Raw genomic sequence first — 13735 nt, 5'->3', positions numbered from 1 at the left:
GGTAGCCTTCTAAAATTTCGATCACTCCTGCCCAATCGACTCCAAAAACTCCGACCGCTCGTCACTCATCCGCGCGACACAATCATTCTGCGCAATGGTGAACGCTTTGCTCCCCGCCGTCGCCGGGAAGGCTTCCACCGCGCAATCGGCATCGCGGGTTTTCAGCCATTGCTGCTGGGCGGTTTTCAGTTTGGCGGTGATGTCGGCCAGTTGCGTCGGGTTCTTGCCGTACGCGGTCTGCATGCGTTCGTTGAGGCTGGCGTAGTTGTCTTTAAGCAGGTCTTCGGCGGTGGTGCGGCTGTAGGCGGAGCATTCCAGGGTCTGGATGTCGTTTTCCACCGCGTCGCACGGGTTGTTCTCGGATTCTTCGGCGGCGTGGGCGCCGGTCGCAATCAGTGCCAGGGCGAGGAAGATCGATTTCATTGGGGTCGCTCTAATCCGTGGGTAGGTGCAGGCTGCGGCAGATTCTGGCGCAAGCGCGCGGGCTTGAACAGCCGGCCGAGGAGGGCGGCTGACGACCCTTTGTCGCGGATTGACGCTTTCGGCAATTCCCCTGTCGTTTTTGCACCCGGTCGCCCCGGCACCGAGGCATATGCTGGCCCCAAAGCGCCGGCAGACGATTCGGCGCACGAATCGCCAATAAGGGGACGCCTGATGAGCCCAGCCGAATTACACGCCGACAGCATCGTTATCGACGGTCTGATCATTGCCAAATGGAACCGCGAGCTGTTCGAAGACATGCGCAAGGGCGGTCTGACGGCAGCCAACTGCACTGTGTCGGTGTGGGAAGGCTTTCAGGCGACCGTGAACAACATCGCTGCCAGCCAGAAACTGATCCGTGAAAACAGCGACCTGGTGATGCCGGTGCGCACCACCGCCGACATCCGTCGCGCCAAGGAACAGGGCAAGACCGGCATCCTCTTCGGCTTCCAGAATGCCCACGCTTTCGAAGACCAGATCGGCTATGTCGAGGTGTTCAAGCAGCTCGGCGTGGGCATCGTGCAGATGTGCTACAACACCCAGAATCTGGTCGGCACCGGTTGCTACGAACGCGACGGCGGCCTGTCGGGTTTCGGTCGCGAGATCGTCGCCGAGATGAACCGCGTCGGCGTCATGTGCGACCTGTCCCACGTCGGTTCCAAGACTTCCGAAGAGGTCATCCTCGAATCGAAAAAACCGGTCTGCTATTCCCACTGTCTGCCGTCGGGTCTCAAAGAGCACCCGCGCAACAAGTCCGATGAAGAGCTGAAGTTCATCGCCGACCACGGCGGTTTTGTCGGCGTGACCATGTTCGCGCCGTTCCTCGCCAAGGGCATCGATTCGACCATCGACGATTACGCCGAAGCCATCGAATACACCATGAACATCGTTGGCGAAGACGCCATCGGCATCGGCACCGATTTCACTCAGGGTCACGGCCAGGATTTCTTCGAATACCTGACCCACGACAAGGGCTACGCCCGCCGCCTGACCAGCTTCGGCAAGATCATCAACCCGCTGGGCATCCGCACCGTCGGCGAATTCCCCAACCTAACCGAAACCCTGCTCAAGCGCGGTCATTCCGAACGTGTGGTGCGCAAGATCATGGGTGAGAACTGGGTGAACGTCCTCAAAGACGTCTGGGGCGAATAACGCTTTCACGACCGCCGCCGAACTGCCCCCTCTCCTGCGGGAGAGGGCTGGGGTGAGGGCCGCGGCCACCACTGAACCATAATTTTTCTGGAGTTAAGTTTCCATGGCCAAGATCGCCCCGCAATTGCCTATCGAAGTCGACAGCGAGACCGGTGTCTGGACCTCCGACGCCTTGCCCATGCTCTATGTGCCGCGGCATTTCTTCGTCAACAACCACATGGGCATCGAGGAAGTGCTGGGCGCCGAAGCCTATGCGGAAATCCTCTACAAGGCCGGCTACAAATCCGCCTGGCACTGGTGTGAAAAGGAAGCCGAATGCCACGGCCTGGAAGGCGTCGCGGTGTTCGAGCACTACATGAAGCGCCTGTCGCAACGCGGCTGGGGCCTGTTCAAGATCCAGGACATCGACCTCGACAAGGGCACCGCCAGCGTCAAGCTCGAGCACTCGGCATTCGTCTATGTCTACGGCAAGGTCGGGCGCAAGGTCGATTACATGTTCACCGGCTGGTTTGCCGGTGCCATGGACCAGATTCTCGAAGCCCGTGGCAGCAAGATCCGTACTGTGGCCGAGCAAGTCTACGGAGGCTCCGAAGAGGGCCACGATGACGGCTTGTTCATCGTCAAGCCGTTGTAAGCCGAGGACCGTCCCATGGCTTTCGAAGCAATGTTCCAGCCGATCCAGATCGGCAAACTGACCATCCGCAACCGCGTGCTCAGCACCGCGCACGCCGAGGTCTACGCGACTGACGGTGGCATGACCACCGACCGTTACGTCAAGTATTACGAAGAGAAGGCCAAGGGCGGCATCGGCCTGGCCATCTGCGGCGGTTCGTCCGTCGTGGCGATCGACAGCCCGCAGGAATGGTGGAGTTCGGTCAATCTGTCCACCGACCGGATCATTCCGCACTTCCAGAATCTGGCCGACGCCATGCACAAGCATGGCGCCAAGATCATGATTCAGATTACCCACATGGGCCGGCGCTCGCGCTGGGACGGCTTCAACTGGCCGACCCTGATGTCGCCGTCGGGCATCCGTGAACCGGTGCACCGCGCAACCTGCAAGACCATCGAGCCGGAAGAGATCTGGCGGGTGATCGGCAACTATGCCCAGGCTGCGCGCCGGGCCAAGGCCGGTGGCCTCGACGGCGTCGAGCTGTCGGCCGTGCACCAGCACATGATCGACCAGTTCTGGAGCCCGCGCGTCAACAAGCGCACCGACGAGTGGGGCGGCAGCTTCGAAGGGCGGATGAAGTTCGGTCTGGAAGTGCTCAAAGCCGTGCGCGCCGAGGTTGGTGACGATTTCTGCGTCGGCATGCGCCTGTGCGGTGACGAGTTCCACCCGGACGGCTTGTCCCACGAGGACATGAAGCAGATCGCCAAGTATTACGACGACACCGGCATGCTCGATTTCATCGGCGTGGTCGGCTCGGGTTGCGATACGCACAACACCCTGGCCAACGTGATTCCGAACATGAGTTATCCACCGGAGCCGTTCCTGCATCTGGCCGCCGGAATCAAGGAAGTGGTCAAGGTGCCGGTGCTGCACGCACAGAACATCAAGGACCCGAACCAGGCTACGCGGATTCTCGAGGGCGGTTACGTCGACATGGTCGGCATGACCCGCGCGCACATCGCTGACCCGCACCTGATCGCCAAGATCAAGATGGGCCAGATCGACCAGATCAAACAGTGCGTCGGCGCCAACTATTGCATCGACCGCCAGTATCAAGGTCTCGATGTGTTGTGCATCCAGAACGCCGCGACGTCCCGTGAATACATGGGCGTGCCGCACATCATCGAGAAATCCACTGGGCCGAAACGCAAAGTCGTAGTGGTCGGTGCCGGCCCGGCCGGGATGGAAGCTGCGCGTGTGGCGGCCGAACGTGGCCACGACGTGACCTTGTTCGAGAAGAAAGAATTCATCGGTGGGCAGATCACTACTGCATCGAAAGCGCCGCAGCGCGATCAGATCGCCGGCATCACCCGCTGGTTCCAGCTGGAACTGGCGCGGCTGAAAGTCGATCTGCGCCTCGGCACGGCGGCGGACGCCGATACGATCATGGACCTGCGTCCGGATGTCGTGGTGCTGGCGGTCGGTGGTCATCCGTATCTCGAGCAGAACGAACACTGGGGCGCGGCCGAAGGGCTGGTGGTGAGCAGCTGGGACGTGCTCGACGGCAAAGTCGCGCCGGGCAAGAACGTGTTGGTCTACGACACCATTTGCGAGTTCACCGGGATGTCGGTCGCCGACTTCCTCGCCGACAAGGGCAGCCAGGTCGAGATCGTCACCGACGACATCAAGCCGGGCGTGGCCATCGGCGGTACGTCGTTCCCGACCTACTACCGCAGCATGTACCCGAAAGAAGTGATCATGACCGGCGACATGATGCTGGAAAAGGTCTACCGCGAAGGCGACAAGCTGATCGCGGTACTGGAGAACGAATACACCGGCGCGAAAGAGGAGCGGGTGGTCGATCAGGTGGTCGTCGAAAACGGCGTGCGCCCGGACGAGGAAATCTACTACGCCCTCAAGGACGGCTCGCGCAACAAGGGCCAGATCGACGTCGAAGCGCTGTTCGCGATCCAGCCGCAGCCTTCGCTGAGCGAGGCGGGTGACGGCTACTTGCTGTTCCGCATCGGCGACTGCGTGGCGCAGCGTAATACCCACGCCGCGATCTATGACGCCCTGCGACTGTGCAAGGATTTCTGACGACATCACCACGATCACCTGTGGCGAGGGAGCTTGCTCCCGCTGGGCTGCGAAGCGGCCCCAAATCTGTAGTCACGGTGTATCAGGCATATACCGGCGACGGTAGTGGGAGCGCTTCGCACTCCAGCGGGAGCAAGCTCCCTCGCCACAGGTAGGTGCGTTGCTCTTGCCAGCGCACAAATGACCCCGAGGTCTTTGGGAGCTTCACCATGTTGAACACCCTTCTTCCAATTTTGTTGTTCGCTGCTCTGGGCCTCGCTGTCCTCGGCGCGTTGCGGCGGATGAACATGTGGCGCCGGGGGCGGGCGGCGAAGGTCGATCTGCTTGGCGGTCTGCTGGCCATGCCCAAGCGCTACATGGTCGACCTGCACCACGTCGTGGCGCGGGACAAATACATCGCCAACACCCACGTCGCTACAGCGGGCGGTGCGGTGGCGTCGATTGTGCTGGCGCTGCTGGTGCACGGTTTCGGTCTGCATAACCGCATCCTCGGCTACGCCTTGCTGCTGATGTCGGCGGTGATGTTCGTCGGCGCGATCTTCATGTACCTGCGTCGGGTCAATCCGCCTGCGCGTCTGTCGAAAGGCCCGTGGATGCGCCTGCCGAAAAGCCTGCTGGCGTTCTCGGCGTCGTTTTTCCTGGTGACCCTGCCAGTGGCCGGGATCCTGCCGGCGAACTTCGGTGGTTGGGTGCTTGCAGCCATTCTCGGCGTTGGCGTGTTGTGGGGCGTGACGGAACTGTTCTTCGGCATGACCTGGGGCGGGCCGATGAAACACGCCTTTGCCGGTGCGTTGCACCTGGCCTGGCATCGCCGTCCGGAACGCTTTGGCGGCGGTCGCTCGACCGGTTTGAAACCGCTGGACCTGAACAATCCCGATGCGCCGCTGGGCGTGGAAAAACCCAAGGATTTCACCTGGAACCAGTTGCTCGGTTTCGACGCCTGCGTGCAGTGCGGCAAGTGCGAAGCGGCCTGTCCGGCTTTCGCTGCCGGCCAGCCGCTGAATCCGAAAAAACTGATTCAGGACATGGTCGTCGGCCTCGCTGGCGGCACCGACGCCAAATTCGCCGGCAGCCCGTATCCAGGCAAACCGATTGGCGAGCATGGCGGCAATCCGCATCAACCGATCGTCAACGGTCTGGTCGACGCCGAAACCCTCTGGTCGTGCACCACCTGCCGTGCCTGCGTCGAGGAATGCCCGATGATGATCGAGCACGTCGACGCGATCGTCGACATGCGCCGTCACCTGACCCTGGAAAAAGGCGCGACGCCGAACAAGGGCGCCGAAGTCCTCGAAAACCTGATCGCCACCGACAACCCCGGCGGTTTCGCCCCGGGCGGGCGGATGAACTGGGCGGCGGATCTGAACCTCAATATGCTCAGCGAAAAGAAATCCACCGACGTGCTGTTCTGGGTCGGCGACGGCGCCTTCGATATGCGCAACCAGCGCACCTTGCGCGCCTTCGTCAAAGTGTTGAAAGCGGCAAAAATCGACTTCGCCGTGCTCGGTCTCGAAGAGCGTGACAGCGGCGACGTCGCCCGGCGTCTGGGCGATGAAGCGACCTTCCAGTTGCTCGCCAAACGCAATATCCAGACGTTGGCCAAATACAGCTTCAACCGCATCGTCACCTGCGATCCGCACAGTTTCCATGTGCTGAAAAACGAGTACGGCGCTTTCGATGGCAACTACCTGGTGCAGCACCACAGCACCTACATGGCCGAGATCATTCAGGCCGGCGCGCTCAACCTCGGGCAGCACAAAGGCAACAGCGTGACCTATCACGATCCGTGCTACCTGGGCCGCTACAACGGCGAGTACGAAGCACCGCGTGAAGTGCTGCGTGCGCTCGGCATCGAAGTCAAAGAGATGCAACGGTCCGGTTTCCGCTCGCGCTGCTGCGGCGGCGGTGGTGGCGCGCCGATCACCGACATTCCGGGCAAACAGCGCATCCCCGACATGCGCATGGAAGACATCCGCGAAACCGGCGCCGAGCTGGTGGCGGTGGGTTGTCCACAGTGCACGGCGATGCTCGAAGGCGTGGTCGAACCGCGTCCGCTGATCAAGGACATCGCCGAACTGGTGGCCGACGCGCTGCTCGAAGACGCCGCGCCAGGCAAGCCTGCCACGCCGGCCAAACGTGAACCTGCGGAGGTGCATTGATGAGCGACATTATCCGCCGCGACCCGCGCGCCGAATGGATCGCGCGTAACCGTCTGCATCCGCTGCACGCGGCGATGCAACCGGCGCAACACAGCTGGATGGGGCCCAATGGCGTCATCCGCAAGAACCCCCACGGCATGGGTTTTATCGGCCCCAACGGCTTTAAGCGGATCGACCGCAGCGGCGCGCAACAGGGTGGGGCGGTCAAACGCTCGGCCACGGTGGAAGTGCAATTGCCGCTGCATCAGGTACCGGCTCCGGCGTTCTACATCAGCGTGGTGCCGGATATGGTCGGCGGCCGCCTGAGCAGCCACGATCGCGATCTGCTCGGCCTCGCTCATCAGCTGGCCGGCACGGACGGTGCGGTGCTGGCGGTAGTTTTTGGCGAGCACAAGGAAAGCACGTTCGAAACCGCCGGCGTCGATCGGCTGCTGGTGCTCGAAGGCGAGCAGTTCAGCGGTTATGCACCGGAACAACGGGTGCAGGGCTTGCGCGCTGTGGATAACCAGTTCAACCCGCGTCACTGGTTGCTGCCGGACAGTCGCAGCGGTGGCGGCGAACTCGGCCGACGCTTTGCTGCAGCGCTGGGCGAGCGCCCGGCCACGCGGGTCTGGCAGGTCAAGGATCAGGAGTGCATCGGCCGCGCCGGCGCCGGATTGCAAGACCTGGCGCGTCCAGTGGCGCGGTTGATTCTCGCCGCTGCCGAATGCGCAGAACCGGTCAGCGAAACCCGTCACGAAGCGTTGCCAGTGGAGTTATCCACAAGCGTCGCGCGCAGCCTGTCGCGAATCGAAGATCTCGGCGCGGTGGCGGTGGATCCGGCGGCGATCCCGATGGCCGAGGCCGAGTTCATTTTCTCCGGCGGCAATGGCGTGAAGGACTGGGCGCTGTTTCATGAAACGGCGGCAGCCCTCGGCGCTACCGAAGGCGCTTCGCGGGTGGCGGTGGACGATGGCTTCATGGCCCGCGATCGCCAGGTCGGCGCCTCCGGCACCTGGGTCACCGCCCGAGTCTACGTCGCGGTGGGTATTTCCGGGGCGATCCAGCACCTGCAAGGCATCGGTGCCTGCGACAAGGTGGTGGCGATCAATCTTGATCCGGGTTGCGACATGATCAAACGCGCCGACCTCTCGGTGATTGGCGAAAGCGCAGAGATTCTGCAGGCCCTGATCGAGGCGGTAGAGGCCTACCGCAACGACGGCCGACGCGACGCGGCATAAGGAAAACAGTTATGAGCACCAACGTGATCAGCCTCGTCTCCATCGGCGCCCACCCCACTTCGGGCCGCCCGCGCCGCGCCGATCAGGATGCCCGCGCAGTGGAACTGGGTCTGCAACTGGCTGGGGATAACCTGCAAGTGCTGCACGCCGGCGACATCGCCGAACCGGCACTGCGTGCCTATCTGGGCATGGGCCTGGAACAGCTGCATGTGCTGGAACAACCCGTTGGCGCCGACGCTTTGCCGGCGCTGACCGCGTACCTGCGCGATGCCGGGGCGCAAGTGGTGCTGACCGGCAGTCAGGCGGAAACCGGTGAAGGCTCGGGGATGTTGCCGTTCCTGCTGGCGGAAGGTCTGGGCTGGCCACTGGTGGTCGGCCTGGCGCAGGTCGAATCGATCAATGATGGCTCGGCGCTGGTTCTGCAAGCGTTGCCGCGTGGGCAGCGGCGGCGCCTGAAGGTCAAATTGCCGTTTCTGGCCACTGTGGATAACGCCGCGCCGAAACCTCGGCAGAGTGCATATGGCCCGGCACAGCGAGGGATTCTGGAGGCTGATGAGGTTGAAGTCGTCGACGATGAGCTCTTGTCTGTCGCCACTCTGCAACCGGCCAAACCACGGCCCAAACGCCTGAAAGTGATCAAAGCCAAAAGCGGCGCCGACCGCATGAAGGCTGCGACCGCCAAAGCCAGTGGCGGCGGCGGGCAAGTGCTCAAGGGCATCACCCCACAGGCCGGTGCCGAAGCGATCCTCAAGTTGCTGATCGAGGAAGGCGTGGTCCGCTGACCCCCGCAACCAATGCTCGTAGGGGCGCGCCGACAGCTGTCATTGGTTGACACGAAAAACCTGGCGCTTCTGTTTGCGGCCGGTTTCAAACGCAGGGTAAAAAGCCACTCACCCCACAAGGAGTCAACTGAATGACCGTCAAGTTTCGCCCTGCCCGGCGCTCGGATGCGCGCGACATTGCGCGTCTGTTTCAGATTTCCTCGGAAGGCGCCTCGGATTACATCTGGAGCCAGTTGGCGGAGCCTGGGGAGGCGCTGCTGGATGTCGGCGAGCGCCGTTATGCCCGCGACGATGTGGATTTCTCCTGGCAGAACTGCATGGTCGCTGAGGCCGAAGACCGGGTCGTTGGCATGATGCACAGTTATGCGATGCGCGAGGATCCCGAGCACACGCCGTCCACTGATCCGGTGCTGGCACCGTACGCCGATATGGAAGTGCCCGATTCGTTGTACATCTCCAGCCTGGCGCTGCATGAAGGCTGGCGCAATCGGGGCCTGGGTGTGCAGTTCCTCGAGCATGCTCAGGCGCGCGCTGATCAGATGGCGCTAAACGGCCTGAGCCTGATTGACTACGCAGCCAACACCGGTGCGCGGCGATTTTATGAGCGCCATGGCTTCCGCATCATCAAGACTTGCCAGGTCACGCCGCATCCGCTGATTCGGGTAACCGGAGAAGCCTATCTGATGCACCGCGCTTAGCGTTGGGTTATCCACCGGACAGCGGTTACGCACAATCCCTGTTGGTCAGTCTGTGGATAACGTGTTGGCCCTTCATCACAGGTCAAGTAAGCCGTGGCCTGCAGCCCGCAGATCAAAAACCAACCAGCCTAACTTACGGTTTTTATGAGGTTTTTCTGCGGGATAACGCCGCAAGTTGCCCCCAAACTCTGTTGGTGCTTCTGTGGATAAGATGTTCGTTGCCCGCTGGGAGCCTTATAAACCAAGCCCTTCACTGCATTGGTCAATATTTGATCGCTTTACGCTTTTCAGCCTCGAATTCATTTGTAAGCCCTGGTTATTCGCACGTTCGAGCATTTTTCCACAGGCGCCGCAAAGTTACCCCCGAACTCTGTTGGCGCTTCTGTGGATAACATGTTCGCTGTCCTCCACAGGCCATTAAAATCATGGCTTGCAAAGATATGATTAAAAAACAACCAATGTCCCCCGCAACCGCCTGTTCTGCATAAGTCACGATTTTTCTTTGTAAATCAGCACGATAATTTTCGGCTCATGGACAGTTACCCCCATTAGCTGTGGGTGGCTATGTGGATAACTTGTTCGCCAAACCCTGCAAGCCCCGGCCGGCTTAGTCCAAATGGCAATTGATTACATTTCATACAGTTCTAAGAAGTTGCCTTGACTTCGATTCCTGTGCTGTCTTCACTGCAATGGCACAAGGACAGCCGTCATTTATCCACATCAGGTTCTGGGAGAACGCATGATGGATAGCCAGCCGCACCGCCCCCCGCCCTCGTCACGCAAGCGCACGCTCCGACGCGCTGCCAATCAGCACGCTCGCCTGTAGCGCGCCACACCCGCCAGACCGCTGTGCTGTCGCCGGAATTTCTCCGGTGGCCAGGTACCCGTTCGCCCATTGATTGCAGGCAACCGCAGAGTTGCCCCATCTGCCTGATTAGAGGAATCACTTCATGACACGGATCGCAACGCCTATCAGCGAGCTCAAGGAACACTACGATGTGATTGTCATTGGTTCAGGCTACGGCGGCGGTATTGCTGCCTCGCGCCTGTCCCGTGCCGGCAAGCGTGTGTGCCTGCTTGAACGCGGTCGGGAAATCCAGCCCGGCGAATACCCAAACACCATGATCGCCGCCACCGAGGAACTGCAGGTGCATGACCCGGACGGGCATATCGGTTCGCGTACCGGTATGTTCGATTTGCACGTGAACGCCCAGCAAAACGTCGTGGTCGGTTGCGGCCTCGGCGGCACGTCGCTGATCAATGCCAACGTTGCCCTCGAGCCGGAGCCCGGCGTATTCGACGATCCGCGTTGGCCGCAAGCGGTGCGGGAACACCGTGATACGTTGCTCAAGGACGGTTACGCCCGCGCCCGGGAGATGCTCAAGCCCAACCCTTACCCGAGCACTGCACCGAACCTGCCGAAACTCGACGCCAACAGGAAATCCGCCGACTACCTCCAGCAGGGCGCGCATTTCTACAAGCCGCCTATCAACGTGACTTTCGACAAGCTGCCGAACAACCTCAACCATGTCGGCGTCGAGCAGCTGCCGTGCAACCAGTGCGGCGACTGCGTTTCGGGCTGTAACAACAAAGCCAAGAACACCGCGCTGATGAACTATCTGCCGGACGCCTGGAACCACGGCGCGGAGATTTTCTGTCAGGCCGAAGTGCGGCATCTGGAGCGTGATGGCGACGGCTGGATCGTGCATTTCCAGTACCTGGACAGTGGTCGCGAGATGTTCAGTGCACCGACCCTGTTCGTGAAGGCCGACATCGTTGTGGTCTCTGCCGGCACGCTCGGTTCAACCGAAATCCTCCTGCGTTCCCGGGACAAAGGCGTGGTGATGTCCGGCCAGCTCGGCGAGAACATGAGCGGCAACGGCGACATCCTCGGCTTCGGCCACAACTGCGAGCAGACCATCAACGGCATCGGTTTCGGTGCGCACCCGGCCAAGGAACTTCACCCGGTTGGCCCGTGCATCACTTCGGTCATCGACATGCGCACCGAAGGCGACTGGCGCAGCCGCATGGTCATCGAGGAAGGCTCGATTCCCGGCGCCCTCGGGCGGCCGATGGTGCCGGCGATGGCCGGGTTTGCCGAGATGATCGGCGTGGCCACTGACGAGAGCTTCAGTGGCAAGTTGAAGTACAAGGAACGTGAAGCCGAAAGCTTCCTGCGCGGCCCTTATTACGGCGCACTGCACAACATGCAGACCTACCTGATCATGAGCCATGACAGCGGGCAGGGGCGGATGGTCCTCGACAGCAAGGATCAGTTGCGCATCGATTGGCCAGGTGTTGGCGAGCAGGAGAACTTCAAACTCGGCAACGAACGTCTGCGCCAGAGCACCAAGGCATTGGGCGGGGTCTGGGTGGAGAACCCGATCTGGACCAAACTGCTCAAGCACAGCATCGTTTCGGTACACCCGCTGGGCGGTTGCGTGATGGGTGAAGACGCGGCGCAAGGCGTGGTCAATCACAAGGGCCAGGTGTTCAGCGGTGCCAGCGGCACTGATGTTTACGCCAATCTCTACGTCACCGATGGCGCGGTGATTCCGACCTCGCTGGCGGTCAATCCGCTGCTGACCATCTCTGCGGTGAGTGAGCGCAACATGGTCCTGCTCGCCGCCGACCGTGGCTGGCAGATCGACTACACGTTGCCTTCTGCGCCGCGCAAACCGGTGGCGCCGCCCACCCTCGGCGTGCAGTTTACGGAAACCATGAAGGGCTATTTCTCCCGCGCCTTCACGGCGGCGCAGAGCACCGACCTGAAAGTTTATGAAGCAGCGGCCAAGCGCGGAGAGGCGGACAACTCGCCGATCGATTTCACCCTGACGATCACCGCCAGCGACATGAACCGGATGATCAGGGAGCCGGAACACGCGGCGACCATCGTCGGCACAGTGAACGCTCCGGCACTGTCACCGCAGCCGCTGACCGCCAGCAACGGCGTGTTCAACCTGTTCGAGCAATTCGAGCAACAGGTGGATACGCGTCACATGAAGTACGACATGAAACTGACCGCCGAGGACGGCAACGACTATTTCTTCAGCGCCTTCAAAACCGTACCGGAAGATAACGGCGTGCTGAATATCTGGCACGACACCAGCACCCTGTACGTGACGCTGTATCGCGGGCCGGACAAGTCGGGCGAAGTGATCGGCTCGGGAGTGATGCACATTCACCCGACCGATTTCGCCAAGCAGATGACCACCATGAAAGTGCTCAATGCACGCAATGAGCGCGAGCGCATCGAAGGCCTGGCACGGTTCGGCAAGTTCTTCGCCGGGATTCTCTGGGAAAGTTACGGCGGGGTGTTTGCCGGCGATATCTACTTCAACCCCGACGCGCCGCCACGGCTGAAACGACCATTGGATGCCCCCGTCCCGGCAGTGCATTTCTTCCCCACCGAGGATGGCGTCGAACTGCGCCTGACCCGTTATCAGGCCGGGAGCAAGGGACCGGTGATGCTGGTGCATGGCTTGGGTGTGGGGTCGAACATCTTTTCCACCGATACCATCCAGACCAACCTGCTGGAGTACCTGTGCAAGCACGATTACGACGTGTGGTTGCTGGATTTTCGCGTGAGCATTTTGCTGCCGGCGAGCAAGAAGGAGTGGAACGGCGATCAGATCGCCCGATACGACTTCAAGGCGGCCATCGCGCAGATACAGCAGCAAACCCACGCCCGTGATGTGCAATGCGTGGTGCATTGCTACGGCGCAACGACCTTCTTCATGTCGCTGCTCGCCGGTTTGCAGGGCGTGCGTTCGGTGGTCTGCTCACAAATTGCCGCAGACACCGTGGTCGCCACCGCGACGGGTTTGAAAGCCGGATTGCACCTGCCGGGCATGCTCGATGCGATCGGCATCAAGTCGATGACCGCTTACGCCGACAGCAAGGAAAACTGGTTCAACAAACTCTACGACAAGGCCCTCAACGGCTACGCGAGGATCGAGGCGCAGGGTTACTGCACCAACCCGGTGTGTCACCGCATCACCTTCATGTACGCGTCGCTGTATCGCCACGACACCCTCAACGAAACCTTGCACGACAACCTGCATGAATTGTTCGGCGAATCGAACATCGAGACCTTCGAACATCTGGCGCTGATCGTGCGCAAAGGACATCTGGTGGATTTCAAAGGCAACGATGTGTACATGCCGCACTTTGATCGGCTGACCATGCCGATCTGCTTTATCAGCGGCGCCGACAACCAGTGTTATCTGCCGGAAAGTACGCTCAAGACCTACCAGCGAGTGTGCGAAGTCAACGGGCCGGAGCGCTACAGCCGGCAGGTGGTGCCGGGCTACGGCCATATCGACTGCATGTTCGGCAAGAACGCGGTGGTCGATGTCTACCCGATCATCCTTGAACACCTGGAGAAAACGGCCCTCGGCTGATGAAGTCCCTGTGGCGAGGGAGCTTGCTCCCGCTCGGCTGCGCAGCAGTCGTAAACCCGGCAGATGCGGTGTTTCAGGAATACCGCACTCTCAGGTTTTGGGGCCGCTTCGCAGCCCAGCGGGAGCAAGCT

General features: G+C 61.2%; 9 protein-coding genes. 8 read left to right on the top strand and 1 reads right to left on the bottom strand.

The features are described 5' to 3' along the window. Window positions 1–21: 21 nt before the first annotated feature. The gene (locus LIS66_RS24800; RefSeq protein WP_042606632.1) at window positions 22–423 is read right to left on the bottom strand and encodes a lysozyme inhibitor LprI family protein; all 402 of its coding nucleotides are present in this window, start codon (window positions 421–423) and stop codon (window positions 22–24) included. 231 nt (window positions 424–654) lie between these two features. On the opposite strand from LIS66_RS24800, the gene LIS66_RS24795 reads away from it, so the two are divergent. The 8 genes from LIS66_RS24795 to LIS66_RS24760 all read left to right on the top strand — a co-directional run bounded on the left by LIS66_RS24795 (window position 655) and on the right by LIS66_RS24760 (window position 13604). Next, entirely contained in the window at window positions 655–1632 is a 978-nt protein-coding gene (locus LIS66_RS24795) for a dipeptidase (RefSeq protein ID WP_027610650.1), read from the top strand. A 103-nt stretch (window positions 1633–1735) separates the two neighbouring features. Continuing rightward, window positions 1736–2266 carry a 4-vinyl reductase gene (locus tag LIS66_RS24790; protein ID WP_039757633.1) on the top strand — a complete coding sequence of 177 codons (531 nt, stop codon included), beginning with the start codon at window positions 1736–1738 and terminating at the stop codon, window positions 2264–2266. Window positions 2267–2281: 15 nt separating this feature from the next. Continuing rightward, on the top strand, window positions 2282–4342 hold the full coding sequence (dgcA, locus tag LIS66_RS24785) for a dimethylglycine demethylation protein DgcA (protein WP_042606633.1): 2061 nt from the start codon (window positions 2282–2284) through the stop codon (window positions 4340–4342). A 209-nt stretch (window positions 4343–4551) separates the two neighbouring features. Then, window positions 4552–6501: a dimethylglycine demethylation protein DgcB gene (gene dgcB / locus LIS66_RS24780; RefSeq protein ID WP_042606634.1), complete on the top strand. Its 1950-nt coding sequence runs from the start codon at window positions 4552–4554 to the stop codon at window positions 6499–6501. After that, entirely contained in the window at window positions 6501–7721 is a 1221-nt protein-coding gene (locus LIS66_RS24775; protein ID WP_042606635.1) for an electron transfer flavoprotein subunit alpha/FixB family protein, read from the top strand. The genes dgcB and LIS66_RS24775 overlap by 1 nt, the downstream gene beginning before the upstream one ends. Before the next feature lie 11 nt (window positions 7722–7732). Then, on the top strand, window positions 7733–8503 hold the full coding sequence (locus tag LIS66_RS24770) for an electron transfer flavoprotein subunit beta (protein WP_042606636.1): 771 nt from the start codon (window positions 7733–7735) through the stop codon (window positions 8501–8503). Window positions 8504–8634: 131 nt separating this feature from the next. Beyond that, window positions 8635–9201 carry a GNAT family N-acetyltransferase gene (locus LIS66_RS24765; protein ID WP_064365318.1) on the top strand — a complete coding sequence of 189 codons (567 nt, stop codon included), beginning with the start codon at window positions 8635–8637 and terminating at the stop codon, window positions 9199–9201. Window positions 9202–10151: 950 nt separating this feature from the next. Further along, window positions 10152–13604: a GMC oxidoreductase gene (locus LIS66_RS24760; RefSeq protein WP_227973218.1), complete on the top strand. Its 3453-nt coding sequence runs from the start codon at window positions 10152–10154 to the stop codon at window positions 13602–13604. The last annotated feature ends 131 nt before the right edge of the window (window positions 13605–13735 follow it).

It is taken from the genome of Pseudomonas sp. HN2, assembly GCF_020736465.1.
Classification (GTDB): domain Bacteria; phylum Pseudomonadota; class Gammaproteobacteria; order Pseudomonadales; family Pseudomonadaceae; genus Aquipseudomonas; species Aquipseudomonas moraviensis_A.
The sequence above is the reverse complement of the archived record's forward strand: the minus strand, read 5'-3'. Positions and strand labels throughout refer to the sequence as shown.